The sequence below is a fragment of the Cupriavidus sp. H39 genome (genome assembly GCF_050271075.1).
GTDB lineage: Bacteria > Pseudomonadota > Gammaproteobacteria > Burkholderiales > Burkholderiaceae > Cupriavidus > Cupriavidus necator_B.
Map to the genome: position 1 here is coordinate 367,209 of NZ_CP189847.1, position 25,844 is coordinate 393,052.

At 59.9% G+C, this 25,844-nt stretch carries 16 protein-coding genes, 1 tRNA gene and 2 pseudogenes; 13 read left to right on the plus strand and 6 right to left on the minus strand.

Annotated elements, in window-relative coordinates:
• The first annotated feature begins 51 nt into the window (after positions 1-51).
• The 7 genes and pseudogenes from ACOCMH_RS14145 (at position 52) to ACOCMH_RS14175 (ending at position 15,391) form a co-directional block, all read left to right on the plus strand.
• Positions 52-5,916, plus strand: a complete 5,865-nt coding sequence (locus ACOCMH_RS14145; protein ID WP_427308939.1) for a hypothetical protein — start codon at positions 52-54, stop codon at positions 5,914-5,916.
• Complete coding sequence (locus ACOCMH_RS14150) at positions 5,913-10,262, plus strand: hypothetical protein (RefSeq protein WP_427308940.1); 4,350 nt, start codon at positions 5,913-5,915, stop codon at positions 10,260-10,262. Before ACOCMH_RS14145 ends, ACOCMH_RS14150 begins: the two co-directional genes overlap by 4 nt.
• A 94-nt stretch (positions 10,263-10,356) precedes the next feature.
• Positions 10,357-10,770 (plus strand): hypothetical protein, encoded by a 414-nt coding sequence (locus tag ACOCMH_RS14155; RefSeq protein ID WP_427308942.1) that lies wholly within the window; start codon positions 10,357-10,359, stop codon positions 10,768-10,770.
• A pseudogene (locus tag ACOCMH_RS14160) lies at positions 10,754-11,013 on the plus strand (H-NS histone family protein). Before ACOCMH_RS14155 ends, ACOCMH_RS14160 begins: the two are co-directional and overlap by 17 nt.
• Before the next feature lie 160 nt (positions 11,014-11,173).
• A complete protein-coding gene (locus ACOCMH_RS14165; RefSeq protein ID WP_427308943.1) occupies positions 11,174-11,668 on the plus strand; it encodes a MerR family transcriptional regulator in 495 nt (164 codons plus the stop codon).
• 2 nt (positions 11,669-11,670) lie between these two features.
• Positions 11,671-14,748, plus strand: a complete 3,078-nt coding sequence (locus ACOCMH_RS14170) for an HsdM family class I SAM-dependent methyltransferase (RefSeq protein ID WP_427308945.1) — start codon at positions 11,671-11,673, stop codon at positions 14,746-14,748.
• Positions 14,732-15,391 (plus strand): hypothetical protein, encoded by a 660-nt coding sequence (locus ACOCMH_RS14175; protein ID WP_427308947.1) that lies wholly within the window; start codon positions 14,732-14,734, stop codon positions 15,389-15,391. Before ACOCMH_RS14170 ends, ACOCMH_RS14175 begins: the two co-directional genes overlap by 17 nt.
• Here ACOCMH_RS14175 and ACOCMH_RS14180 read toward each other — a convergent pair.
• Entirely contained in the window at positions 15,381-15,539 is a 159-nt protein-coding gene (locus tag ACOCMH_RS14180) for a hypothetical protein (protein ID WP_427308949.1), read from the minus strand. The genes ACOCMH_RS14175 and ACOCMH_RS14180 overlap by 11 nt on opposite strands.
• 467 nt (positions 15,540-16,006) lie before the next feature.
• On the opposite strand from ACOCMH_RS14180, the gene ACOCMH_RS14185 reads away from it, so the two are divergent.
• Entirely contained in the window at positions 16,007-16,222 is a 216-nt protein-coding gene (locus ACOCMH_RS14185; protein ID WP_427308950.1) for an IS1096 element passenger TnpR family protein, read from the plus strand.
• Positions 16,223-16,469: 247 nt separating this feature from the next.
• Here ACOCMH_RS14185 and ACOCMH_RS14190 read toward each other — a convergent pair whose 3' ends face one another.
• The gene (locus ACOCMH_RS14190) at positions 16,470-17,192 is read right to left on the minus strand and encodes a hypothetical protein (protein ID WP_427308951.1); all 723 of its coding nucleotides are present in this window, start codon (positions 17,190-17,192) and stop codon (positions 16,470-16,472) included.
• Positions 17,193-17,953: 761 nt separating this feature from the next.
• Between ACOCMH_RS14190 and ACOCMH_RS14195 the strand changes: the two genes are divergently transcribed.
• Together ACOCMH_RS14195 and ACOCMH_RS14200 are read left to right on the plus strand one after the other, a co-directional pair.
• Complete coding sequence (locus ACOCMH_RS14195; RefSeq protein ID WP_427308953.1) at positions 17,954-18,196, plus strand: hypothetical protein; 243 nt, start codon at positions 17,954-17,956, stop codon at positions 18,194-18,196.
• Positions 18,197-18,856: 660 nt separating this feature from the next.
• A complete protein-coding gene (locus ACOCMH_RS14200; RefSeq protein WP_427308954.1) occupies positions 18,857-20,434 on the plus strand; it encodes a hypothetical protein in 1,578 nt (525 codons plus the stop codon).
• 243 nt (positions 20,435-20,677) lie between these two features.
• Here the strand turns inward: ACOCMH_RS14200 and ACOCMH_RS14205 are convergent, their stop codons facing one another.
• The 4 genes and pseudogenes from ACOCMH_RS14205 to ACOCMH_RS14220 all read right to left on the minus strand — a co-directional run bounded on the left by ACOCMH_RS14205 (position 20,678) and on the right by ACOCMH_RS14220 (position 23,546).
• Positions 20,678-21,637, minus strand: coding sequence for an IS5 family transposase (locus ACOCMH_RS14205; RefSeq protein ID WP_427308955.1), 960 nt, complete (start codon positions 21,635-21,637; stop codon positions 20,678-20,680).
• A gap of 186 nt (positions 21,638-21,823) precedes the next feature.
• Positions 21,824-22,416 (minus strand): annotated as a pseudogene (locus ACOCMH_RS14210) (NYN domain-containing protein); the annotation flags it as partial.
• A gap of 331 nt (positions 22,417-22,747) precedes the next feature.
• Entirely contained in the window at positions 22,748-23,059 is a 312-nt protein-coding gene (locus ACOCMH_RS14215; RefSeq protein ID WP_427308957.1) for a hypothetical protein, read from the minus strand.
• 97 nt (positions 23,060-23,156) lie between these two features.
• The gene (locus tag ACOCMH_RS14220; RefSeq protein WP_427308958.1) at positions 23,157-23,546 is read right to left on the minus strand and encodes a hypothetical protein; all 390 of its coding nucleotides are present in this window, start codon (positions 23,544-23,546) and stop codon (positions 23,157-23,159) included.
• A gap of 212 nt (positions 23,547-23,758) precedes the next feature.
• Here ACOCMH_RS14220 and ACOCMH_RS14225 point away from each other — a divergent pair, with 212 nt between their 5' ends.
• From ACOCMH_RS14225 to ACOCMH_RS14235, 3 genes are all read left to right on the plus strand, one after another.
• Positions 23,759-24,223, plus strand: coding sequence for a fumarate hydratase (locus ACOCMH_RS14225; protein ID WP_427308960.1), 465 nt, complete (start codon positions 23,759-23,761; stop codon positions 24,221-24,223).
• 142 nt (positions 24,224-24,365) lie between these two features.
• Positions 24,366-24,444: transfer RNA gene (locus ACOCMH_RS14230), tRNA-Ile, on the plus strand.
• Between the two features lie 450 nt (positions 24,445-24,894).
• Positions 24,895-25,206 (plus strand): H-NS family nucleoid-associated regulatory protein, encoded by a 312-nt coding sequence (locus tag ACOCMH_RS14235; protein ID WP_427309225.1) that lies wholly within the window; start codon positions 24,895-24,897, stop codon positions 25,204-25,206.
• Positions 25,207-25,844 lie beyond the last annotated feature (638 nt).

A 25,844-nucleotide genomic window follows, 5' to 3' on the forward strand; every position in this document is an offset into this window, starting at 1 on the left:
TGGAGATTTCGTCGTTTTTCAGCGCACAAGGTCCAACTTTGGAGGTGGCTCATGGCGGATCCGGACTGGGACTTCGGGACAGCTCAACAAACCGTTAGCCTTGCCCTAACGGCAACAAGCCAAGCTGACTCGGCCGACGAACTTTTTAAGGTCACCAACTACAAGCTCGGGTGCGTCATCCGGGCCATCAGGCCTCGCGATCATGTCGACCTTCTCTTCCATATCAGGGGCCTGAATTGCGTCGGACTCAGCACGTCAAGAAGGCCGCGTCTCTTGCCGATCAAGGGGGTGCCGCGGCGAAAGCTGCGTGTCATTTTCCCCCCGCAGCATATCGCCGAAGGCTTCAAGCACAAGCCACTCGGAACTGAGGCTTGCGAGACGGCCACCACCTGGGGCCCGATGCCGGTGCGCATGGCTCGACCTTCCCGACTGGTGTTCGTGATCCCAGATCAGATCAACTGGGCGCCCAAACTCAGATTGAGCGAGCTGACCGACTGGACCATGCTGCGGCCCATCGTCCACCGACGGGCGGACATCGGACCGGAAATTGCTGACCAGCTCGCGGCGGCTTTTCCGGGGATGACCGCCCCGGAACTCGAGAAGCTCTCGCTCGACGGCGCGCAGGCGGCAATCGCTGCAGGCCTCGAGGGACCCGCGGAAGGGGAAACCGCCATCGAGATGCCGAGCCGGCTCATCCTCTCGCCTTCAGGCACAGGGAAATGGGTGGTGTCGAAAGACTATCCCGACGCCGGCGCAGCACCGATCTGGACCGCACGTCTCGACAGGACCGGTCGCGGATCTGTTCGCGCCGTATGGTCGACGCGGCTCGAGCCCCATGTCTTTCCGGCCGATCTTGACGAACCGCCGTCCAAGGGCGTCCCGATGCTGTCGCTCAGCCGGCGCCATCATTGGGAAATCGTTGCGCAGACATCAGTCTATGGCCTGCCTGGGCTGCGCCGCCTAGGCGCTGACTCCACGGCCGGCGACGATCTCGTGACAAGCAGCGCCGCCGTTCCCCGCCCAACGGTAGTGCGGCCCGATATGCCCATCGGATTTCTGACCGCAATAGACCTTGGCCATTGCTACGTCAATCGTGACAGCGGCATCGCGCTGGCCACGCCCTTCGAGGATGGCGATCTGAGCGCCAGCGCGCTCGGCGGATTTGCGCACTTCTCGTGGCGGGGCGTCCCCCCGAGCCTGTTCTGGGACGCAAAGGGGGATCCGATCGGCCTCGCGCTCGAGCGGCTCACCTATCGCGGATATCTTGGCCGCGACACGCAAGTCGTGGCAGTCGACAAGGCATATCTCTTCCCGCTCGGCATCCGGGCCTCGCTTATCACGGTGCATGAGCGCGCCATCTATCCCGACCACGCCCAGAACCCGATCTCCTATCTCATCAAGCGGCACTTTATCGTGACGCCCAAGAAGCCGCGCAGCTACCCTGGTCCCTATCAGCCCTTCGGCGGACGGGAGTTCCCACCGCGCCGGGTCGAACTCAAGACGCTGGTGACGCCCGACCTCGCCCCGATCGTCGACATAGAGCTGACGCTTCCCTCTGGGGCCAAGCCCGTCCCCAAGGGGGCGATCTTTTGGCCCCAGGCGATCGAGGGCGATACACCTTCGGATATTATCTTTGAATGGTCCACCGAGGACGCGGCCAGCGTCCGCAGCAAGTTTATCTTCGTTCGCAATGACGTAATCAGCCGCCAGGACGTCATGCGTGCGCTCGTCGACTTTTATAATGTCGAGGACGACGACCGGCGGTCCGCGTGGCTAGGCGGCGCCCGCCATCGCTATGCTCAGCCCAAGCGCGAGGGCGATACCAGCTTCGACAGCACGCGATGGATCCTCGCCGCGCAGGGGCGGCGCGACGGCCCGGACGGCAGCGAACATTTCGCGCGCGACGGACGCATGGAAGGCGCCGACCAGCCGGCGTTCTACCCGCTCATGGAACGCGGCTTCGTCGCCATGCAGAATATCGAGCAAATGCTCGGCCTTCCCCATGGCGAGGTCGAGGTCCGCTATTTCGACGGCTACAAGCGCGACGGCATCGACACAGCGCACCAGATATTCCTGACGCTCGGCCAATCGGCTTTGCCGATGCGATCCTCGGCGCGCGCCGATCGGAGCGGGGGCGTTGCATCGCTCGATCTCGACGTGGCGGCCATCTCGCGTCTGACCGGCCCGGTCGGCGGATCGACCAAGCGCGCGCTCGCGAGCACCCCCCCGGATTTCGGCCAGGCGGTCGCTGGCACATTCGATCCAAGCCAGTTTTTTGGGGACGCAAAGCTCCTAGGCGTCGTGTCCCTCGCCGATATCGTTAGAGGTGCAACCGCCACCCTGTCGCTCGATCAAGCGCCACGACTGCTCGACGAAACTATGCTCGGCGCACGCGCGGAGTTCGTCCTAGTCCAGAGCGTCGCGCGCGGCCTACGCGAGGCGCTCTATGGCGACCCCGATCTTGTCGGCCGCCTCGAGGCCGGGATCGCGAAGGCCGATACGCTCCTCGCCAAATCGAACCTCAATCTCGAGGATGTCTATCTAAGCCTGACGCAGGCCATGGCTCCCTTGCGCGGCAAGCCCTCAGAGGTCCGCAAGCAACTCGACGCGGCAATTAGCGCCAAGACGGCGGAAGAGGTTCGCCCGCCCGTCGATGCCCTCGCGCCGATCCTTCGAAACCTACTCGACGCAGTCGCCGACGTAATCAAGGATCCCGTTCCCGACGCCTTCGAGGAAGTCATCGGGACCGTCCGTCGGACCTTCGAACTCCTTGTCGGCAAGGCCGACAGGGAAATCGGCGATAAGGCGGCTGCGGCATGGTCGGTGATCCTCAAATGGATCGAGGACGCCTTCTGCGCTGCGATCGATGCCGAGGGCTTCGGCACCATCCTTTTCGGAGCCCGCGGTACATTAAGCTGCGCCGAGATTTTCAAGGATCCGGTGGCAGCCCTGCGCGGGCTTACCGAAGGCCTCTACGGGTTTGCATTTGATCAGGCCTGGAAAGGCCTTGTTGAAATCCTCGATCGCGAAGCTGACCTGCGCGCTCGTCTCGATCTGGCGCTCAAGAACCGGCACGCCGCAATTGCGTCGGCTCTCCGAGCCGGCGTCGCCCTCATTGCCGATCGCCTCCAGTCTTACGACCCTCTTCTCGACGATATCCGGACGGTGGTGATCCAACAGGCTTTCCTCGATGGGCTTGCCGGCGATCTCGCCAAAATCGTGACGCCGCCGGGCGGCACGATGTCGCCCAAGGAAGCGCTTACCTTCGCGACTGGCGTAGTCGACACGCTCCCCACCGAGGCGACCCGGGCGATCAAAGTCCGACTCGCTGACCTGCTTCCCGCGGTTCATGCAATCGCCACCGAAGATCCGCGCGCGCTGCTCGACGAACTCTCCCCCCTTGTTGGAACCCGCCTCGAGCGCACCGTCCTCGCGCCCCTCATGGACGAGGCGAACGCGCTAGCCGCACGCTTAAAGACGCTTGTCGAGAGGGCCGCGAGCGCTGCCTTCTCGCGGGCCGTCGCCATCGTCGTCAGCCTGTTCGACTCGGTGCTCAAGAGCAGCGAGATCGCGGCCATTGCCAAGGCCGGGCGGCGCGTGCAAGGCGTGTGCGACGCCGTCGGTCCGGCCGCCAAACACATCGGCGACGGCATCCTTGCGGCAAGCGTCGACCTTGATGCGGCTGCACGCGCGGTCAAGACTGCTGCGGGACAGATTCAGATTCCGCCAGACCCGATCGGATTGCCACTTCGCGCGGCGCTCGCCGTCATCATTTCGGCCACCGAAGAAGTGCTCGAAGCGATCACGCGCCTCGACGCGGAGCGGCAGAGGCTCGCACAAGCGGCGGACACGGCCTGTGCGCTGACGCGCGACTATCTCGATCCGCTGGCCGCCATCGTTCGCCTGCGCCGGTCGGTGACGGACAGCCTCGTCGAGATCGCCCGCGGCTGCGAGGCAATCGAGAAGCAATTTTCGTACGGCAATCCGATCGCGGCAGAACAGGCCGCGCTCAACGAGATCGTCAAGCAATGCGCCGCGCTCTCGCGCGGCTTGACGGGCATCGACGCGCTCGCCGGCCCGCAACCACTTCTGGATGCCGCGATCGCGCAGATCAAAGAGGCGGCTATCGGGCCCAAGGACTATTTCGACAGGCTCGACGCCGCCATCCAAGAGGCCGCGCGCGATGCAGCCGCGCTACGGGGCGAACTCTCTGGCGCGATCGCGTCCAACCGGCTTCGGGCGCTTCTCGACCGGGAGGTCAAGGCGTTCCAACAGGCACTCGATGGCCGCCTCGCCGCCTTCTTGATGCAGAGCGTCGGCTTTACTTCCGACACTCTGACTGCGATGGACAAGGCCGTCGCGACCGTCCTCTCTCCCTTAATGGCGGCGTTGCTTCCTATCTACAGCCTTGCCGAGACGGTGTTTGCGCTCATTCTCGATACCAAGCTCCCCAACGAGATCCTCGACAAGGTCTACCGGCTAGCGCTCGGCGGCGACGAAAAAATCAATACGCTGGCCGCTGCGCGCCAAGACGTGGCGCTTGAGGAAGGCGAAATCAACGCCATCGCCGACAATCCCGATGTCGCGACGGTCTCGGCGCTGATCGACCGGTATCGCCGTCACGAAGGCGCTCTCAACAAGGCTGTCGCCGCGGTCGAGGCGCTTGGCCTTACGGATGTCGGGCAAACGCTGACCGAGGCTTTGCGCCAGGAACTTAAACGTATTGAAGAAGAGGTCCGCGCGCTCATCCTGCAGCTTGTACCCACCAAGCTCCAGACGCGCTATTTCTGGCCGACCGCGCTCAAACGCTTTCCTGATTCGAAGGATGGCTGGATCTTCAAGCCGACCGACGATCCGCCGCCCCCCAAGCTCCCGAGCGATCCGCCGCTTGGTCATCCCGCGGCAAAGGCCGGATTTAACTGGCATCTGTGGATCGATGGCCGCTTTTCATTCGACGTCGTGACGGGGAAGCGCGAGATCGAGATCACCGGCGCCCTGCGGCCATTCGAACTGCGGCTCCTCGGAGCAGATTTCTGGATGCTGACCATCTCCTTCGAGGAGACGCGCTTCACCTCCGTCAACGGCGCGGCGCCCGACCTTGCGGTCGAGGTCAAGGCCGTGACGATCGGCACGTACCTCAAATTCGTGGAGAAACTGCAGCAATGGCTTACGCCTCAGGGCAGCGGCTTCTATCTTCGCGCTGCCGAGAACTTCCCGGGGCTCGAGGTCGGCTATGTCTATGATGCCGGTATCATCCAGATCGGCTCGCTGCAGTTCATCAACGTCGCCTTCTGCGTTGCCGCCATCCTTCCATTCTCGGCGGACAGCGTCTCGAAGGGCCGCGCCCTGTTCCTCTTCGCGCTCGCAAGCCGGGACCGCCCATTTCTCATTTCAAGCCCGCCTTATGGCGGTGGCGGCTGGGTCAGCATCACCTGTAGCACCGATGGCATCGAGGCCATCGATCTCGCCTTCGTGTTCGGCGGCGTCGCGGCGATCAAATTCGGTCCGCTCGACGCGCAAGGGCGGATCGTGGCGGGGATTCGCGTCCAGAGCCTCACGACCACCGATGGCAAGAAGGCGCATGTCATCACCGCGCTCTTTGAGGCGGTCGGCGAGGGCAGCATCGCTTGCTTCTCGATCAGCGCCAGCCTCCGGGTCGCGCTCACTCAGACGACAGGCGGCGCTCTCTTCGGCGAGACCACCTACAGCTTCTCCTTCAAGGTCGGCTTCGTGCGCTTAAGCTACAGCGTTTCGGCGCGCTACCGGCTGAGCAATGGTAGCGACCCGCAGGCGCTTGGCCTTTCCTCGCTATTGGCCGCGGCGCCGGCCCTCATCAGCACCCGAGTACCGGTCAAGGAAACGCAATGGCAATCCTATCGTGCACTCTTTGACCTTGATCTCCTGGAGGCAGCATGACCACGCAAACCCGGACCGTCGGTGCCGAGTTGCTAGCGATTCCCGACGGCGCAGACATCAATATGCTTCGGATCGGCATCCAGGTAACACCAAGCGCCAACATCGCAGGTGCCATCGCGATCGACAGCTGGCTAGGGGAGATTGCGCGCCTTGCCGAGCGCATGCGCATCCGCATCGGGACCCTAGTTGCGGGCCAGGTCACCGAGCTGAGGTCCGTGCCCGCGCGCTCGCAACTCGGTACGTTCTTCCAACCAAGCCAATATTACAATGGCAAGACGCGGCGCGATGCTGCGAGTGCGATGTGGCGGGACATATTCAAGCCCGTGGGCTTTACCGCGCTCATGGACGCGATCGAGTCCATGAGCGCCGAGCCCGCGAAGCCGCCCCCCGTCGCCTCCTCGCGCGTCGCCGATCTCCAGGTATTTCTCGACAAGCTCTCGCTGTGGCGCGAGGCGCGGCTGCCTCTTGGTCGAACCGAACTCGCGCGCGACCTCAAGGGGCTCGCCCAGCGCATCGCAGGCTGGATGGCAGCCGGACCCAACCCGCTTGCCGCGCCCTTGGCCGTTTCACTTGTTGATCCGATGGCAGCGCGCGCTGAGCAGCTTGACCGTCTGGAACGCGGCATCGACCATCTGCTCGCTCAAGGGGACGATCCGGCCGCGCACGCCCTCGTCTTTGCCGCCGAGTTCGAGGCCGAGATCGCGACTATGTTCCGCGACCATTGGACGAGGCTCTTCGGCGCGACCGAACCCGAGCCGCCCGTCGAAGAGCCGAACACGACGGACTGGGGCGCCAAGCCCGAGGAAGCGGCCGGGCGCAAGCTTAGCGCGCTCCTCGCGCTCCCGACCCTGACCCATTATCTTGGCCTTGGCGTCCAGGTCGAGATCCCGCGCTCCAGCCTTGAGGGACTTACAACCGGCGCAATCGCGGCCGAGTTCGTCGACGAGGCGGGGAATCGGGTCGGCGGCGAGACGGCCTGGACCGCTTTTGACCTCGACGGCAGCTATTTTGGGCCGGCGCCCAATCCGGATGCTACCGCTTCAGCCGGCCTCTTTCGCCAGGGCTATCTCAACCTCGGCGCGACGATAAACGGCAGCCAGCCACGTTTCGTGCTGAGCGCTGACGATGCGGTCAATACCCTCCATGACCTAGTCCAGGCGGCGGAGAATAAGGAAAGTCCCGACCTCAAACGCTATCGACGCGGCCTCGCGCTCTACGACCGCGCGACTGCGCAGCGGCTCGAGGAGGCAGAGAAGCGAGCGACGAGCGGCCCCATAACCGTCAACTATGTCGACGACATGCTTGCCGGGGTCAGACCCGATTTCGGGATTGCGAAGCGCGGTGCCGCCAGCCTCGCCATCGCCCCGGAGCGGTGGCGGCCGGTGACGGCAAGGACGATAACATGCGTGCATGACGAGCTCGATCCGGCGTTCTACGCTGAGCCACTGATTGCCCAGCTTGCGCCGCGCGACCACGGATATGCGCTCGCCATCACCGAACATAAGGACGGCAAGATCAGCTGCGAGGACGAACTTATGGTGTGGGCCGGCGAGAGCCTCGCCGTACACGTCCAGCGGCCGAGCGATCCTGCCCCTACCGTCGATCCCGCGCGCGACCTTGCCTTGCAACTGACCTATAGGCTACCGGATCCCAAGACCGGCGTGACGATGCCGCCGCTGCGCGAAAAGACCGGCTATGCCTGCGGGTGTCGGCTCGTTTATGTGAACGGGTCCGGCCCCCTCTTCGACGAGGCGGCCCAAAGCTATGCGCACGACGCATCGATCGTGATCGGCGACCCCCAGGGCAGACCCTATCTCTTCCCGTCAGCGCCGCTTCCGCCGCCCGACGTCCATCTCGGCTGGGACGATCCTATTGTCCTTGCGAACGACCCGAAGATGGAGACCGCCGGCGAGGCGAACGAGATCCTCGTGCTTCGCGACGGGACGGGATTGGCGAGGCGGTTCGTGACACCGCCGCGCGGAAGCTTCGATGGTGCCGAGCAACAGAGGCTCTTCGACGCGCCCTCGCTCCACGACGACCGGCCGCTCGGGGCCTTCGCAGGGAGTAAGGCAGGGCTTTGGCTCTTCGATGAAGACGGGCGGTTTCCCGAGGCTCGTTTCGGGCGATCGCTTGGGAGCATCCGCTTCGTCGACGGCGATATGCTAATGCCGGTCACCCTGGACGGCCGGCGGCGTCCCGGCATCAAGATTGGCAGCCCGGACTATATGGAGATCAAATATCGCCAGTCCCGCGGTACTGTCGCGATCCTCGGACGGCGGCGGGCACCGGCCTCGCCCACTGCATCGTTCTTCCCCGATACAAATGGTGCTCGTCTCGTAGCATCGATTGAGCGCCGCTCGGTCCTCGGAAGCGGCATGCCTTTCGCGACCGCCGAGCGCGACTTCTGGAAGAGCCCGCAAGGGCCGGCCGACGCGCTCCCCATCATCGTCGACATTGTGCCCACCGCGGAACCCGCCTCGTTCGCCGCCGCCCGCGAGATTGCGATCCGCGACGTCGACGGCAGGTCCGTCAACCTCCCCTATCTCAAGGCCCAATTGCCCAAGGGCGAGACCTATCGGCTGACTCTTGCCGGCGAGACGAGGCTTGGCGATGGTGGAGCGGTTGCGCTGACGCTCGTCCACGCCGTCCGGAAACCTCTGCGAAGCCCCGATTTCATCCCCAAGGAAACGCCAGACGAAATGCCCGGCTCGACTGGGATTGGCCTTCACGCTGTCAGCGTCACCGTCGCGAACGATGATCCGGGCGTTACGCCAGCCGGCGCGCTCGAGACCTGGTCCCAGAAGGTCCAGCGCTATGAGGCGAGCGGCATTGACATGCGCTGCTGGCCGAGCGAGGAGGGTGGGACGACGACCTTCTTCACCGGCCGGGTTGATATCGATCGCAAGTCGACCGGCAATATGCGCTGCGAAGCGGTCTGGCACGAATTCAACGAAGGGACGGTCAGCCGCGCCGCAGACGGTCGCTGGATGCGGAACATCGCATCGGAAACCGCCCAATTGTTCGCGCTCGAGGTCGAGCGACGGGGCAGCGAGGGACGGATCGACCTGCTGCGCTCGGCGCCCCAGCTCGGATCGTCGAACCTCGGGGCGCAACGGCATGCAAGCGTCACCGGCAAGCCAGGCGAACTGCGTATGCTCGCCCACGCCTTCCGGGACGGGCGCGCCCGTGCGCTCTCAGTCAAGATGGTCGCGACTTCGGCCTTCACCGCGTTCTATCCCGAGGCGCCCGACCCGCCCGCGCCGGGCGAATGGATCGGCCGCTACGACGTCGAATCTTCCCGCTTCGCAGCAGCGCCGACGGTCTGGATAGACTGTACCTTCCGGCCGCCGCCGCCCCGCATAGACCGCGTGCTCCCGCTCTTCTCCTGGGGCCAGATCCCCGGGCAGCGAGAAAGCAGCCGCCGTCTCGCCCATGTGCGCATCATCCTCGATGAAGGCTGGTACGCCTCGGGCGAGGACGAGCGCCTCGGCGTGGTCCTCCTTGGCGAAGACGACCCGAAGACCGTTTGCGACTATGAGGAGGGCCGCCTCGCGCCTTATCATCGCTTCATCAGCCAAGCGGGCGCCGACCCAGCACGCCAGGGCGCGCCCGTCCCCCTGCGCCTTAGCCACCATCATTTCCGCGATGCGCCACCGCCCGTCGATGCGGCCCTCTTCCTAGGCAATGGCGACGGCGTCCCCCTGCTCGACCCTTCGCTCGTGTCCGGCATCGCACCGCTCTCCGTCAAGATCCTGCCTTTTGCGCCGCGCTTCAGCGAGGAGGAGGGGCTGTATTGCGATCTCCAGCTCGATATCGGCCCGGCATACCTCCCGTTCGTTCGCCTCGGGCTCGTGCGCTACCAGGCCCATGCCGTCGACCATCTCCGCCTGTCGCATCCCATCGCCTATGATGTGCAGCTCCTTCCCGAGCGGCGTCTGTGGGTGGAGGTGCGCAAGGGCGCGGGCAAACGGACGGTGGTGATCGAAGGGCCCGGTTTTGAGGTTCCCGCGCTCGGCCAGGCGTCGCACAAGCCCAATGCGCTGCGACTTTCCCTGCTCAAGTGGGATGCGGCAAGCGTCGGATGGCGGCAGCACGCCGTCATAGGCGACGGCCTTGCTCCGGAGATCGATCCGCTCTCCAGTGGCTATCGCTGGCGAAAGGACTTCGACCTGCCGCTCGTGGGCAACGACGCGCAGTCGTTCATGCTCGTCGCCGAAGAATATGAGCTACTGCCTCAGGACTATCCGACCGGCGTCTATCAAAATGGCGAGTCGCTGTTCGACGAAATCGACGGCGAACGTTTGAGCTATGCCTGTATCCAACCCCTCTTCTACCCCCGAACCTGACGACTCGCCCCCCCACAGGTCGACATCTTGCAGTCACCCTTGTCCGCGCCCCGGGGCGCGACCTTCGCAAAGCCGTCGACCGTCGCAAGCCGCCTTGGCTATCGAGGCTTTTCCGTCGACAGCAGCCGCGCCCCGCTCCCTCGAACAGCTGACGACGCGGCGCGCGGCCGCCGACGCCGCCGAGCGGAAAGCGGCCACCGACCTGGCCACCGTGCAGACGGAACTCACCGCGGCGCAGCGCCGGGCCGAGCGCGCGGAAGCCGAAGCGGCGCTGGCGCGCCAGCTGCTGGCAGAATTACGGCTAGCGCGGCGCGAGCGGGGGGAGGGGGCTAGCGCCGAGCGACGGCGGCGCAAGGCCGGCGGCCCGGCCCCTTCCGTCAGCGACACATCAAGCGACACACCAAGCGAACCGCCAGCCGAAGTCCAGAGGGCGAGCGCCCCGAGCCCGGATGACGGCGGCGACAGCATCGATAGCAGCGACAACGAACACGATGACAGCAAAGCCTGAGCGGGCGGCAGCGATCCGCTGGATCCAGGCCGAGATGGCGACTATGGGTTGACCATGGAGGAGCTGGCAGCGGCGGGGTGCTTCGATCCGCCGCCCCCGCCGCCCCCACTCTCGAGCCGCCGCCGGTGGTCTGCTACCGCAATGCCGCGGGGCCGAGTTGGGACGCGACCGGCGAGATGCCGGACTGGCTGCAGCGGGCGGTCAAATGCGGGGCAAACCGTTGAGTTTTCCCGGGTCGGATAGGGGCCGTACTCCTTGTGATAGCGGATTCCCTTTATCTTTTGAGCCCTCCCTTGCCAGCGCAACAACTTCGAGGCTAACGAGCCGGCCCCCAAAAGAACGGGCGCGATGCCCGTTTTTGTGCAAAAATAGGGTATTAAACCCGATCTAGAGAGCACGCCGGATGCACTTTGTCAGCACACGCGACGCTGTTCGCTTGACAGGCCTGTCGACAGAGCAACTTCGCGAATGGACAAGCCGGCGCGAACTGATCCCCGCCGATATCAAGCCCAAGGGACACGGCTCACCTGCGCGCTTTACCTGGCAGACCATCCTGCTGTTGCGCTTGGCGGTTGTACTGCGCGATCGTTTCAAAGTGGAGCTCCAGGTGCATAGGGAGCTTTTTGCGGATCTTAGGACCGCCTTGGGCTCCCTATCGTTTGTATCCCTTTGGGGTAAGGCGCTTCTCTTGCAAGGGGGCGCGGATTGGCAGTTAGTCAGCCGGGAAACCGCCACTCCGGACATTGACTGCGTTGTTTTGTGGCTAGATCCTCACCTCAAACTACTTTCCGAAGGTTTTTCCTTGCCACCGCCGAGCACTTCTACGCAATTCTCCCTGTTTCCCGCTATGGGCGTAGTCAGTGACGGCCGCGGAGTTGGCTCGATGAGGCGCGGGTAGCCATGAGCAGTTTTGCGTTTACAAAAGCGCTCAAGGCAACCGGGTACCTGCTCGCGTCTGGTGATGCCGCGCCCGGCCTCGTGCGCCCAGGCCAAAACGTCTCGCCTCAAATACGACCCGCGTTCTCGGATCGTAGCGTCGGTCTTCGGGCGGATGCGGTGTTTTCGGCACACAGAGCCCCGGCCGCCATTTTTAAAGATGCCGGCAATACCGTCCCTACGGATAGTGAGATTGCCGGATGGCATGAGGCCGCGTGGAACATCGGCGTTGCGCCACTGCTATGGATCATCACCCCAACTGATGTCCGCCTATACGATTGCTATTCTTCGCCGAATAGAGAGGGCTCTGACCAGATTGCGACGAAGCCAATCGACGTTTTTCCTCTCGGTGCCGATGACAAGTTAGAAATACTAGATGCGATGTGCGGTCGTTTCGCGACCGAGACAGGCGCCTTCTGGTCGAGTCCGATCGGGAAGGGCATTGATCGACGCCATCGAGTAGATCGTGTTCTGCTTGCCGAAATCAATGCGCTAGAAGAGCGGTTGACCCTGGTATCACCTGTGTCGGGGAAACGGCTGGTGGATGCTCGTGCCGAAATCAAAGCTTCGCGAGACTTCGCGCAACGACTCATTGGTCGCTGCATTTTTACCGCCTACCTGATTGATCGCGGCATCGCTCAGCCATTTCTGCCCCAAGATTTTCCGAGAGATGTTGCCGCCTTGTTCGCGTCTGTTGAACAGGCTTTCGGCCTTTTCAAGTGGCTGCGCACTACCTTTAACGGTGACCTCTTTCCGATGGATGATCCTGGCGCGGAACATCAGCGTCTCGGGGAGGCGCATCTGACGCTACTACGGGATTTCATTGAGGGTCGTAGCCTCGTATCTGGCCAAGGGCGTTTGTTCCGCTTTCGGTTCGACGCAATACCTGTCGATCTGGTTAGCTCAATTTATCAACAGTTCGCGCGGTCAAGTGCGGCCGAAGAAGCGCATATCCAAGGGCTGCATTACACGCCCGTCGAATTGGTTCATCTAACGCTGGACCCCGTATTCGAGGGGCTGCCTGGTACGGCTCGAGTAATGGACCCAACGTGTGGGTCGGGGGCTTTTCTCGTCGAAGCGTTTCGCCGCCTAGTTTGGAAGAAAACGCAGGGCGCAACGGCAACCCGCGCCTTGGTGCGCGAGGTTCTCTATAAGCAGCTCTATGGCATCGACATAAATCGATCAGCCTTGGGTATTGCAGCCTTTAGTTTGTACCTCGCTGCACTTGAGCTCGATGAAGAGCCCGTAGCGAATATCTCCGACTTAAAGTTCGACCGATTGATCGGGGTTACCCTATTTGAGGCAGACACGCTTGCAGACGACTTGCCAGCGCCCCTAATGACGGAGCCTTTTGATGCGATCGTGGGCAATCCGCCATGGACATTCGTGCGGCGGGATATGCCGCAGCGCAAGCGCAAAGCGAACGATGACGAAAGTACTCGTCCACGTCGTAGCCCGGACCAGGAATTCCTATGGAAGGCTGCGCAACTGGCCGGCGATTCGGGTCGCATCGGCATGATCATGAAGGCGTCGCCCTTCTTCTCGAAGGACATACACGCCCTAAATGCTCGGGGAGCTTTGCTTCGCAAGCTGAAGCCAGCAGCCTTGGTCAACCTTTCCGCGTTGCGAAAGGAAGACCTGTTCCCTGATGCGGTTGGGCCAGCGCTGCTGTTCTTTGCGCGTTGTACTTTGCTTGAAGATGGTGATCGCATTCTTGTCGGGTCGATACCATGGACGCCCGATTTTCGGCGCAATGGCGTGTTTCATGTAGGCCCAGGCGAGTTGAAGAGCGTGTCTCTGTCGCGTGTCCTGCGCACGCCCTCCATGCTCAAAGCGGCGAGCTTCGGCACCGTGCGTGATGGCTGGTTGGTCGAGAAGCTGGAACGGCGGTTTCCTACTCTGGCGCAGATTCTCGATGACGCCAACTTGACTAAGCGAGGCCAAGGTTTCCAGCTGTTGGGGGGCGACATAAATGAGCCACCGTCGAGCTACTACAGGCTGAAGGTCCTTACCACTGATGCATATACGCCACTGCGTATCCACGACCACCAGTTGGCATACTTCGATCATGGCAATCTGCATCGTGTACGGGACCCGGACATCTTTAAAGGCCCTCTATTGATTTGCCCCAAGGGCGCATTCTCGCGATCGATCGCGTTGGGGCGCTATAGCGCTGCATTCAGTCCGCGCGGCTTGCTCTACAACAAGAGTTTCTTTGGCATCTCCTTTATCGGCAAACGGCCGGAAGCGGCCAAAGTACTTTGCGCCATCCTCAATTCGAGTGTGGTTACCTTCCAACTTGCATTTGCAGGAGGCGTGTGGGGCTTGGAGAGGCCAACGGTCGAGCCGGGCGACATCATGTCTTTACGGATGCCTGATTTGTCGTGCGTAGATGCTATGTCATTGCAGGCAGTGCTTGAGGCAGAGGAAGCCGTCGCCAACGAACCCGAAAATCCAGCGCACCTTGCGATCCTTGATGCGGCGGTCTGTGAGCTCTACGACCTTGATAGAGCGGAGGCCGCACTGGTGAACGAAAGCGTCATGCGCGCTCGTATGTTCTTGTTTGACAGTCGCGAGCAGCGAATGGCTTTTATCAAGACGCCTCCGCCAGAAACACTGACGTCATATGCAGGCCAGGTTGTCAACACAGTTAACGCGTTTCTGCGTGCGCGCGGCAAACGACACCTAGAGGCGGTGATCTACCCTCGACGCGTCGCGCGCGGCGACGTGGCCGACGGTGTACCGGGCATAACGGCAGTGAGATTTGCCATGGTGGCGGGCGCACCTGAGGATCATCCAGTCGTCCACCAGGGGACCGAGGATGAAGTCGAGCGGCTATCTAAGATTCTTCGGGGGCAAGGGGGAGTTGGTGTTCCGCCCTACCTGAATGAGCGTCGGCAACTGCGTGTGTACCATGACAATGACTTGTTCGTGTTGAAACCATCGGAGGTTCGGTACTGGACGCAAGCCGCAGGACTTAACGATGCGGATGTCATCTTGGCTGACCATTGGGTCAAGGAGCGCCATGCGTCTGTTGCCTGATGCTCCGATTGGACGTCCGTCGTTCGAGATGTCCGAAGACGAAATTGCTACCGTCGTGGATTTGCTTTGCCGTAGCGCGGCAGAAGCGCAAACCTTGGTGACGAGTGGAATGCTCGAGGTACCTATTACCCTCCACGTACGCAAGGCGGCACTCCGGATCAAGAAGCAACTTGGCCTTACCAATCTTGAGATTGGTGGGGAATTCGAGGTGCTGGATCTAAGCACCGACGATCCCGAGGTACTCGGCCGTATCGATATCATTCTGCGCTTTCTTCACCAGTTCGGCGATGAGGATGCCTACCTGGCCGTTGAGTGCAAGCGCGTCGCGCACGGAGACACGGCGCTCAATCGCCGGTACGTGACGCATGGGGTCGACCGGTTTGTGACAGGCCAGTATGCAACAGGGCACCACTGGGGGATGATGCTTGGGTACGTGCTCAAGTTGCCGGCCGCCAGCGTAGTTACGAATATTGACGGCCGCATTCGTAGTGCTTATGGAGACGAAGCAAAGCTCACCGTGCTGAATGCGCATCCGCTCTCATTGGCTATGCACGCAGGCAAGTTGGAGCAAGGTAGCCAAGGACACGTCATCCGCTTGCTTCACATATTCGTCGGCATGACCCCGGCGGCTGCTATTTCCTAACCCGCTGCTTCGCAAAATAAATGTCCAACACCAGGAAGAAGGGAGCGCCGATGACCCGAGTGAAGCCATTGACGACGACGTCAGCCAGGAAGTTGAGAACAGCCGGCGACTGCTCGGCGCTCATCGCTTCGGTCTTGGCCCCGAACATCCACACTTTGAGTCGGGCGCCAGCCGCCGCGCGATCACGCTACCAAGTCGGGGCCACGCGGACGGAGTGGAAGAGGCTACCTGGTCGCCTCGCAGGCCCGCCCGTCAGCCGGACCCATGGGGCCAGGCACAAAATTCTGCAAAATCCGGGAACAAATTTTTGCAAATCGACGACGTCGGTTTGCACAATATTGCGGAAAACGTGTCCCTGAAAGACGCCGCCCTTTATGTGAGAGGTTCGGACCGCGCCATCAACCAAAACCGCCAGCCGGGTCGCCTCTATGCACTCGTGCTGCCGGGGCGCGAGCGAGGGTTCCGCTATCCGTCGAGGCGTTCCGCCCGTTGCCGTCGGCGGCCTAACGTGAGGCAACATGGAAGCCCAACGAAGGAGGACGCATACAAGGAGACCGCGCCAAAGCAGGGTCGGACGACCGGGACCGCTGCTGAGAGCCCGATGAGGCACCTACAATGCGCGCATGGCGTCTGATCCCGCGCCGGCGGCTTCCGTCCTTCAACTTCGAATTGCTCTGCGCGCCTGAGCCCGCCTGTTTGGTGACGCGTCCTCGTTCCCAGCATTGGACGCTCGGGCAATTGCATCATGTCATCCAGGTCGTCATGGGCTGGGCCGACGAACATCTGCACACGTTCAGCATTTCGTGGCAGGCGTTACGGCGACGCACATAAAGGCGTCCTGCAGTTCCGCACCGTGGCAAACGAACTGCCGCTGGCCGCATTTCATCTCCGCGAACACGAAGGCTTTGTCTACGTGTATGACTTCAACGCGTGGTGGTGCCACGAGATACGGATGGAGCAGCGTATGCTAGGGTGATCGTACCTTTCGTGCGAAATGTGGCGGTGATCAACCGGGGAGCCGCATGCAGCAAAGTCCTCCACCTTCCCCCATCAGGCACGACTAGCGATGTTGCAAAGCTCAATGGACCATACGTGCTTTAGATTCCTGCCACTCCACATACGAAATTGCTATTCGGGTAGGTGTAGAAAGCATGAAGCTGAGTATTAAGAGCAGTAGGATCTGCTGCTGCCCCAGCTTTATTAGCAATGGCCGCGGTGGTAGCTCATTCTCCAATGCGACTATTGCCTCGTCAACGGTTAGTCGTTCTTTGGTCTCGTTGTCGCTACCACTACCATTTGTTGTACCTTCAGTGTAGATTTTCATCCTTCTGAGGAGTTTTCTAGCGCTTTCAGCTTTAGCCAGCTCAAACTCCTCCTTGAGTTGGAAAAGGATCTTTTGTGCATCTGCGCATCGAAGTCGGTCAGATTCAGTACTAGCGCATGCTGGGCTTCTAATAGCCTCATGGAGAACCTGTAGAGCTGGTGCCGCGCGCTGCATTACGCTGACACCATTTGTCCATTCCATGTCAAAGCTGTGGGAAATAATTGCCATGGCCAAGGATATCCCCGACACAATAGCCGACAAATCAGAAAGGAACTTGGCTCGTTTTCTACCGACGTCATCGGAATTGCGATAGTATGCGATTCGTTCTTTGGTCAAAAACAACAAAGTCGGAATAAGAGTAGCAGCTGCATAACCGATGGCGCGGTCTCGTCCCTGTTCCAGCTCATAGAAGATCCATATTAACAGTGTCGTGACCGTTACACTAAATACAATCGGCTTCCATAGCCTAGTTTTCATGATCGATATCCTTATGGATCGGATATCGGCAAGAAAGCTCTAAATTTTATAGTATTCTGGCAGCTATACCGGCGTTTTCCGGCAGGCGCAAGGCATGGTCTCGTTCAGCGACGTCTCTTCCCGCCGCCCCCACGCGACAGTCGTCGAACAGGATGAAGGCTGGCTCGGAGAACCATTCTCGCCGGCTGCCTCAAGGTTTTGCCATGAGGGCACAAGAACAACAAGGGGATAACAATTTTTTCAAACCAGCCGTCTTGCTGGATGGTCCACCGACCGTTTTATTTAACATAACGTCAGATCAGCGATTTTTTGCTGTGCGCTGGGGTGTTATGTTGATTGAGAGGCCAGCCGCCTGCGTCGCAGCCAGTCGCTCAGTCCGCCGTCGGCGCGCTGACGCTGGAGGCAGGATCAAAGTCGAAATGGGCCGCGGCATACATGGCATTGCACGCCCAAACCTCTTCTCCTTGCCTATAGAAGGCGACCCATTTGCCGTCGCTGACGCAGTGGGCGCCAGGGAAGACTTCGGCATGGCCGTTCGGACTGTCCAGCGGAAAGGGCGGGTGCGGCGTGGCCCAGTAATGGCCGCGCGGTAGGGGGGCGATAGTCTTTGGCATCTCATCAGGCCAGATGTGGTGTCACAGGCGGCGAGCCTCGCTATGGCGAAATGGAGGCGCTGTCAATCCTGCAACGGGCGTAGCATCACGCCGCGACATCCTGGTGTAGTCTCGCCACCTAACTACTCCTGCTATCCGGCAATTTCCATGGCGCGACACCTTCAATTCTTGGCCCGGACCTTCTGCGTCGGCGCCATCATTGTGATCGTCGCCATTGTCTCCCGACAAGTATATCTGCGCAGCGCCGAAGAGGCTGTAGCCGATGCGGGTGCGGAACCCGCGACATTGATGTTGATTCGCTGCGAGACGATGCACGACCGTCTGCGGATTGAGCACAGTTTAGCTGTAGAGGCTGACACGCGGCCGCATGCGCGTTGTCGGGAATCCTGAGTTCAGCGAATCTCGATGCTGCCGGCCGTTCACTCTCTGCTGGTCCGGCGGCTGTTGCAGGATATTGGGCTAGCATCGCTAGCGTTCCTACAGGCCAATGCCAGCAGATCCCTCTGCGCTCGCCCAGACGCCACCACCCCATGCCGGTGGTTGGACGAAGACCTAAAACCAAGCGAACAAAGAAAAGCCCGCTGCAAGGGCGGGCTCGAATCCCCTCGGTGAAAGGGAGTAGACTGGGTGAGTATAAACCCTAATAAAAAATCTTCCAGAGCCTGACAGAAGCCCGTCGGGTGGTGCCAATCCGATACTTTTACGATAATGAAACTATGAAAAGGCGATGAACGGTGCAATGAACGGCCGTCGTCTACTGCTCATCTCATTGCGACCCGCTACTGTCACTCAGGGGATCAGAAAGCGGTCCTTCAACGCCGGAGTTAGGCCGCTTCATCCACTCCCCCTTACTTACCCGCCAGGGGAGGTAGATTGATCAAGACCGTACGCTTGTAACGTCTTCGACACCGAAGTCAGAGGTACCGCACGCCGTACCGAATACACTCATGGAATGCCTCACGTAAAGCCTGTTATATAGGATATTTCTTCTGAACATATCGTTCATTGCAACGAATTTATTTTAGCTAAAAGAATACAATAATGGGAAAGATGTCTCGACTCAAGCGAGAGCGCAGGCTTTCGAAGCAGCAGGCCGAAAACGAAAAAGGATTTTCTGGATCAGCCGAACTCGATGCACTCATGCGACCCGCAAAGCCCGAGCGCGCAGCAGCATTGATTCGATCGCTTCTCGACGGTTTTCCGGGTTCCATGGATGAGCAAGTTGTCACTTACTTGGCAAAGAACGCCAGGGAAATCCATGTCAAAGAAATGTTGGGAGTTATCTCGCTACGTCAACTTTTTAGAGCTGGAAAGCCTTTGGTCGAGAGTTCCGCATTTAGTGATTTTTTGGCGGTCCAATGCCTAAGTCGACTCATTGATTCGTATTTCGACAAAACGGCAATTTACCCGCCCACATTGGTCGGTATATTTGAATGGGGTATAGATGGCCTTCACAAATATGCCCTTGATCAAGCACGTCAGTTAGCAAGAGTTGCGATGACCATTGCGGACTGGTGCGTGAGAGAAGGCCATTCCAAAGTAACTGTTATCGATTCACCGCTTGGCGGAACTGTGCCGGCGCAGGTGATAGGGAAAGTGCTCGAAACCGAAGGAATCGCAGTACAACTGATGGAGTTTTTATCTCCTCGACTACCTAGGCATTCAGAAAAATATTCTATTCGCGAGGCAGCTGAAAGTTTTGCAAAGAAAATTCAAGGAGATAATTCTCCAGTATTCTATCCAGATGAGATGATCTCTGGCTCACGGTTTCTGAATCTGTATCGAGCCTTACATAAGAAGCTAGGTGATCGACTTATACCAATTGCGCTGGAGGTGCACAGTTGGAACACCACCACCAGGGATACGGCTGAAAAGACTGCTAAAGCGGTAGCTGAACTCCGCGAAGAGACTGCAGGCACAGCTAGTTCTCTGGTCCATTTTCGCTTCCCGCCCTCGCGCCGATTAACGATCGACGCAGGACTGCCTTTTATTCCTAACAGCCCCTTCTACTGGGGCGAAGTTGACACGCTTGCCGGAAAGCGAAAAGTAAATTTGGTCTTTGACCTGATCAACGAACTACGCGCTATCAGCGATGCTTTCAAGCGTCCTGATTCAGAGGAAATTCTCACGCTTCACCGATTGTGGAGCTATGATACCAATGGCAAGATCATTCTCGGAAACCTACCCCACCTGCAGAATGTGCTGCCACGTGTGGCCTCGCAGATAAGTTGGTCAAGGATCGAGGGCGCGGCACGCACATCTTTTGCGCATGAGTATATGGGGAAGCAACCCGTTATCACCAAAGACCACGCAATTGAACGCCTCCTTTGGCTGAAAAAGGAGATCGTTCGAGATTTGGATCCAGAGGGTTTTGAAAATGGCAAACCAACGGAGGCACACCTGTTCACGAATGCCTTGCAGACTCTGTTTGACTTTGGTGCATTTGGGCGTCGTCTACCGCGCCCCAAGAATCGCGACTACTGCGAATACACTCTCGCCTACGCGATGCCTCTCGCAGCTATTAACGCAAAGCTCGTCTCTTTGGTCATCAAGGAAGTGGGCACCCTAAGAAGACACCTATCCGAAATCGCCAAAACAAGCGAAGCGTCAATTGATTTAACAACTTAATCCGGTCTATAGTGATCGTAGGCGGAGGCGTTGCCGGTCTACGCCTCTTGCCTACCTCCACCATCGTTCCCCTCGACCTCCGATAGGTTCAATTACTCTTTCCGTCGCACAAAGTTACTCCTCAATGCGCATGGAAGAGTTGCTTACCTAGACATTGCCAATACGTGCAATCAATGACGCGCTCGAGTAGGCGTTGTTGCATAAATCGAGATTGAAAACAGAGGCTCCTCGGTGATGCTGAACTCAGGCGATGCGGACGGATTGCGGGCGAGCGAGCGCGACCATGCGGTTGAGCACCCCCGCACGGATGGCCACTTCGGTGGCCTGCGACCCGATTTCGCGTGCCCACAGACTGTGTCCCGTCAGCGTCTTGAGGCGGAACATCAGGGTCTCGGCCAGCGAGCGCCGGTGATAGCCGCTGGCGGCTTTCCATTCGTGTCGACTGCTCTTCTCGATGACATCGATCGCCTCGTTACGCCAGGCTGCGCCCGGCGTACTTTCAGACCAAGGCTTCGCTCCATCGCGTGGTGGAATCGAGGGCTGTGCACCTCGCGCGGCAATCTCCGCGTGGCACGGCTTACTGTCGTAAGCGCCGTCGCGTCCGATGGTATCGATCGGCGTATCAGCAGGGATCTGATCGAGCAGGTCGGCCAACACTTCGCCATCGCCAACGTCCTGGTGGCTCATCAGTGCAGCACAGATTTGGCCGGTGTTCGCGTCCATGGCGAGATGGACCTTGCGCCAGGTCCGTCGCTTGGACCAACCGTGCTTGCGAACCTTCCACTCGCCTTCGCCGTAAAGCTTCAGCCCAGTGCTATCGATCACCAGATGCAGCGGCTCGCCGGTACGCGAGACGGGCAGCACGACGTTCAGATTCCGCGCGCGGCGGCTCAATGTCGTGTAGTTCGGCACTGGCAAGGTTGGGAAGGCCAGGATGCGCAAGCTCTGCGCGAAGCCTTGCAGCGCACGCAGCGGCAGGTGGAACACCTGCTTGAGAGCGAGCAGACCCTGGATCAGCGCATCCGTATAGACGAGCGGGTGGCCACGCTTGGGAGACTGGGCTTTAGCCGGCGGCACGAGCAAGCTCTCCTCGACCCACATCGTGACATCTCCTCGGGCTATCAGCCCCTTGTTGTACTGCGCCCAGTTCTTGACGCGGTAGACCCCCTTGGGCTCGGCTTGCTGTCGGTTGTCCTTGCGCATCGTCCCGGAAAAAGTCCAAGACACTACGCAACTTCGTCAGAAGTTAACAGAGCCAGCGTTCCAGCCGTTGCGCGTAAACGTCAGCCCAACCGAACCCGGATTTATGCAACAACGCCGCTCGAGTATGTTGCCGACCGTCGGCATATGGCCGGTAGCCGCCCTTTGTCTGGCCTGCCGCTACCGGTCTCACTTAGGTTTCAGGTACAGCTGCTTCTGAGTTTGACCTGGCGGAGTGCGCTCTTCTGTCACGAAGATGTCCTGGCGCGATCTCACCAGCTCGGATAGTTTCTTGAACCCATAGACCCTTGGGTCAAAGTCCGGTTGCAGCTTCGTAAGGTAGCTCCCGAAGGTACCAAGGTGCGCCCATCCATTCTCGTCCGATGACTGATCAAGCGCGGAAAGCATGAAATCCTGCGGAAAGCTCGGCACTGGCGCTTTGGCTACGGTGTTTGCGGGCGTTACTATGGGCACCTCTACGGGTTCAGGTTTGGCCGCAGCAGCGGGTATGGCCGCGGCCGGAGCGGGTCGGAGTAACTCCGTGAGCACGAATTTGTTGCAGGCATTTCGAAAGGCATCAGGCGTCTTCTGCTCTCCAAAGCCCACCACGACCAATCCCTCTTCCCAAACCGAGTCGCCAGCCCGGTAAAGTCGCTGTCGCTCGTCACCAGGCAAAAGCCATCGAAGCGCCGGGTATAGAGCAAATCCATTGCGTCGATGATAAGGGTGCCGTCGGTTGCGTTCTTTCCGGAGGTGTATGCGAACTGCTTCACCGGCTTGAACGTAGCATTGTGGGCGATTTCGGTCGTGCTTCGCGAAGGGTGTGTTGCGATTCTCCAACGCAGAAGTCTTCCGAAACCGGCGCCTCCGACCGTCCACTTCTGGCTGCCGGGTACTGCCGTTGCGCTTCCGCCAACCCTGGTGACCAATGGGTTCGCGGCAGCCCAGCGGGCCAGGAAGCGCGTGCGCCGGCGTTGACGAGACGCGGAGATAAGGCACTTGCCGGTAAGGCGGGCAATCAACCGCTGATCGCTCAAATAAATAGCCGCCCGGTAGGCGGCTCAGTATCTAAGGCGGCGGCTGCGCTCCCCCTCGCTGGAGAGAGACATCAACTTAGCCTAGGAATGACACCACTGCAGTCGACGTCGTGCCATCCTCGAATCGGACCGTCACTTGGTCATACTGACGGCCTTCCACATCCTTGGTGAAAAGGAACGGGCGGCACGTCCCTTTCATCGGGCCGGCGGCACGCTTCACTGAAACATCGAGCAAAAGGATCTTTGGATTGATTCCCTGCGGCACTGCCTCCAGTACAGCTACCTCGTCAATGGCGCTGTAGACCAGCACCGAACCGTGAACATAGAGCTGATTTGGCTGCTCTTTACCGTTGATCTGTGCGGCGACTCCCACGCTACAGCTGTCCATCCTCTTCTCCTTCTCCGTTGATAAATTGTGCTTAACCAGCAGGAATGATACTCAACTCAGGGCGCGAGAATGTCTCTGCCTGTGGCGTTGTCCAGCGCTAACACTTGTTCCGATACTGCTGGCGGACGTTGCGATGTTGCTGCTTCAAATTGTCGAGCCATTGGGGACCGTTCGGTTGCCGCATGGCAGCTTCGAGAGATTTGGCCTGGCTCGCCAGCGAAGTGCATAGAGCCGAATTGTGTGCCTGCTGTTGTTCTTCTGCGACCTGTGCCTGCGCCATCTGCATTTGATACGGGCCGTTTTCGGTTGCGCGACGCTGAAGTAATTCGTTCTCCTGTTCCTTGACATGGGCGCTTCTTCCAACGATCGAAACGGTCCCTCCCGAAGCCCCAGTGATATCGATGTACCCTGCAGGGCAGTACCGATCTTGGGTGTACAGAATGCTCTTGCCGTTCCGGCATTTCGTTGCATAGGAGGGTGTGGTCATTACCAGAAGGAGCGAAGCAGCGAGGACTCGTAGCATTCAAAATGAATTTTTGTTGTTTTGGGCTAACCTACCACATACTCGTGAGGCGCGCTGCAGCATCCGGAAGGCGCGGCTTGCGGTGGTTAGACGGGCCATAGAGATAGCGACAGCCACTATTAGTCAGACCACTCCTGCGGTTATACTCCGCGCTTTCCACTCAAAGAATAACCGACATGGTCGCAAAAGCTAAATCAACGACTCGGGTCAGTGCAGCGGCAAAAAGCAAGCCTGCTGCAAAGAAGGCGGCAGTCCCAACGAAAAAAGCCAGTGTGCTTGCCCGTGAAGCCCAGGCAGCGAAAAAACGCTTGCTGAAGCTACGCGCCGACACGAAGAAGGCCATCGAGGCGGCAAAGCGGGAGGTCGCCCAAGCCGTGGAAGCGGCAAAGTCGGCCGCCCGTTTTGAAAAGCAAGCGGCGAAGGACAAACTCGTAGCAAAAAAGGCCAGGGCAGTAGCCGCCAAGAAGGCGACCGCAAAGAAGGCAGCCCCCTCGAAGGCAACGCGGAAGCAGACCGGGACCGTTAGCAAGGTCGCAGCCAAGAATGCGCCGAAGAAGCCTGCCGTGAAGGCAGTGACGAAGCCGCGGGCCTCGGCGAAGAAAGCGGTCCCTGCTGCAGCGTCGCCTGAAGTGTCGGCATAATCTCCGCCGGATCGATCGGGAGGCAACGCTGCGAACCGGTGGATTGATGCGAGATGGGGCGGCATTGCTGCGCCCCCATTTGGCTCTACGGGCCGAAGACTGCAAGCGCGACGCTGAAGCGTCACCCAGTTCCAGTTTGATTGGGCCTCTAGCTCATGCCTGGTTAGAGCAGCGGGCTCATAACCCGTTGGTGCCGTGTTCGATTCACGGGAGGCCCACCAATCCCCTTTGCCATGCAACCCCCCGGGACGTCTCGAATCGCTTTCGATAGCAGCTGCGTACCCGTTTCTGCGAAGCTCTGACCAGCATCATTCAGGGAGGCTGTACGTCCAAACCAGGGCGTCATCGACCGCGCTCATCAAAAATTGATTGCTGTCGAACTGCCGAACGTATTTCGGGCATGAATCCTTGAGCCAATTCGTACGGGTTCACTGGGGGGAAAGCATGCGCATCGTGTGTCCATTGTCCGCGTCCCCTCCTATAGCTCTTAACGCGGAGCGCACTGATCGTCGTATGGAGCCGCAGACCGGTGCTGTCCTTTGTCGCTAAGTCATTCTGCGCGCGTTCTCAATGTTCATGTGCCGAGATGGTAGAAGTTATTGTGTGCCAAAAGCAAAATCAGCTATAAACTACCTCCCATGTTCATCCACGAGCGGAAAGGAAAACAGCAAATGGCAACTTACAAAGAACTGATTGCTCAGAAGGCAGCTCTCGAAGCTCATCTGGAAGAGGTACGTGCCAATGAAGTTTCATCGGTCATCGAACAGATTCAGAACCTGATGGCGGAGTACGGGCTGACTGTCGATGACATTACCAAGCGCCGTCGCGGTCGTCCTGCTGGAAGTGGCGCAGGCAAAGCGAAAGCGGCGCTGCCCCCGAAGTACCGGGATCCGAAAACCGGCAATACTTGGTCTGGCCGTGGCCGGAAACCAGCCTGGCTGGGGAAAAACCCTAATCGGTACTTGATTCAAGAAGAGGGGTAAGACTGGCTTCGCACGTCGTGCAGCATCGATTACGACCCCCCTGCGTGCAGGGGTTTTTCTTTTTTGAGTGTAAGCGATATGTCTTTTGAAGCGACTTACACTGACATCACGCTCGCCCGGCGAGACTCCCCGCAAAGGCCTACGAATTGTCGTCGGGACGGCTGAGCCCGTGCGATGGGGTGAGAGGCTATTTCGCTAGTAGCGCGACAAAGCCGCGGCGCGACTTTGGTCTCATACAGCTGGCCGTGTCAATCATTACGCCGACCGCCAACCAGGGTAGAGCAGCATCACTGCCGTCATTCTGAGGGTTCTTCTTTGCTTCCGGCACCCATCCACTAGTGTGCCCTAAGGACGCGCACCAACTCTTAGTCTTCACGACCATCCGGACCTGCCACAGGCATTGAAGGTCATCGCGGCCGTGGCGGTGCAGACCATCTGCCAGGCGGCCATAAGCCGGCACCGGCAAGCTTGCCACGCAGTGGAATGCTATGCGGCGTACGCCTCGACCGCGCTGACGCGCAAGAAAGCATGGCGCTCGTCGCCCACACTACGCGGCAAACCATCGAGGAGAATAAAACTTCGCTGGCTACAGAGCGGGAGGCACAAGCCGCCACCACACAGTCCGAAGCGGGACGGCC

What these genes read in the sequence shown, in the direction of transcription:
- ACOCMH_RS14145 (WP_427308939.1), top strand. Translation starts at nt 52, where the DNA reads ATGGCGGATCCGGACTGGGACTTCGGGACAGCTCAACAAACCGTTAGC.
- ACOCMH_RS14150 (WP_427308940.1), top strand. Translation starts at nt 5,913, where the DNA reads ATGACCACGCAAACCCGGACCGTCGGTGCCGAGTTGCTAGCGATTCCC.
- ACOCMH_RS14165 (WP_427308943.1), top strand. Translation starts at nt 11,174, where the DNA reads ATGCACTTTGTCAGCACACGCGACGCTGTTCGCTTGACAGGCCTGTCG.
- ACOCMH_RS14170 (WP_427308945.1), top strand. Translation starts at nt 11,671, where the DNA reads ATGAGCAGTTTTGCGTTTACAAAAGCGCTCAAGGCAACCGGGTACCTG.
- ACOCMH_RS14175 (WP_427308947.1), top strand. Translation starts at nt 14,732, where the DNA reads ATGCGTCTGTTGCCTGATGCTCCGATTGGACGTCCGTCGTTCGAGATG.
- ACOCMH_RS14180 (WP_427308949.1), bottom strand. Translation starts at nt 15,539, where the DNA reads ATGTTCGGGGCCAAGACCGAAGCGATGAGCGCCGAGCAGTCGCCGGCT.
- ACOCMH_RS14185 (WP_427308950.1), top strand. Translation starts at nt 16,007, where the DNA reads ATGCGCGCATGGCGTCTGATCCCGCGCCGGCGGCTTCCGTCCTTCAAC.
- ACOCMH_RS14190 (WP_427308951.1), bottom strand. Translation starts at nt 17,192, where the DNA reads ATGAAAACTAGGCTATGGAAGCCGATTGTATTTAGTGTAACGGTCACG.
- ACOCMH_RS14195 (WP_427308953.1), top strand. Translation starts at nt 17,954, where the DNA reads ATGGCGCGACACCTTCAATTCTTGGCCCGGACCTTCTGCGTCGGCGCC.
- ACOCMH_RS14200 (WP_427308954.1), top strand. Translation starts at nt 18,857, where the DNA reads ATGTCTCGACTCAAGCGAGAGCGCAGGCTTTCGAAGCAGCAGGCCGAA.
- ACOCMH_RS14205 (WP_427308955.1), bottom strand. Translation starts at nt 21,637, where the DNA reads ATGCGCAAGGACAACCGACAGCAAGCCGAGCCCAAGGGGGTCTACCGC.
- ACOCMH_RS14215 (WP_427308957.1), bottom strand. Translation starts at nt 23,059, where the DNA reads ATGGACAGCTGTAGCGTGGGAGTCGCCGCACAGATCAACGGTAAAGAG.
- ACOCMH_RS14220 (WP_427308958.1), bottom strand. Translation starts at nt 23,546, where the DNA reads ATGACCACACCCTCCTATGCAACGAAATGCCGGAACGGCAAGAGCATT.
- ACOCMH_RS14225 (WP_427308960.1), top strand. Translation starts at nt 23,759, where the DNA reads ATGGTCGCAAAAGCTAAATCAACGACTCGGGTCAGTGCAGCGGCAAAA.
- ACOCMH_RS14235 (WP_427309225.1), top strand. Translation starts at nt 24,895, where the DNA reads ATGGCAACTTACAAAGAACTGATTGCTCAGAAGGCAGCTCTCGAAGCT.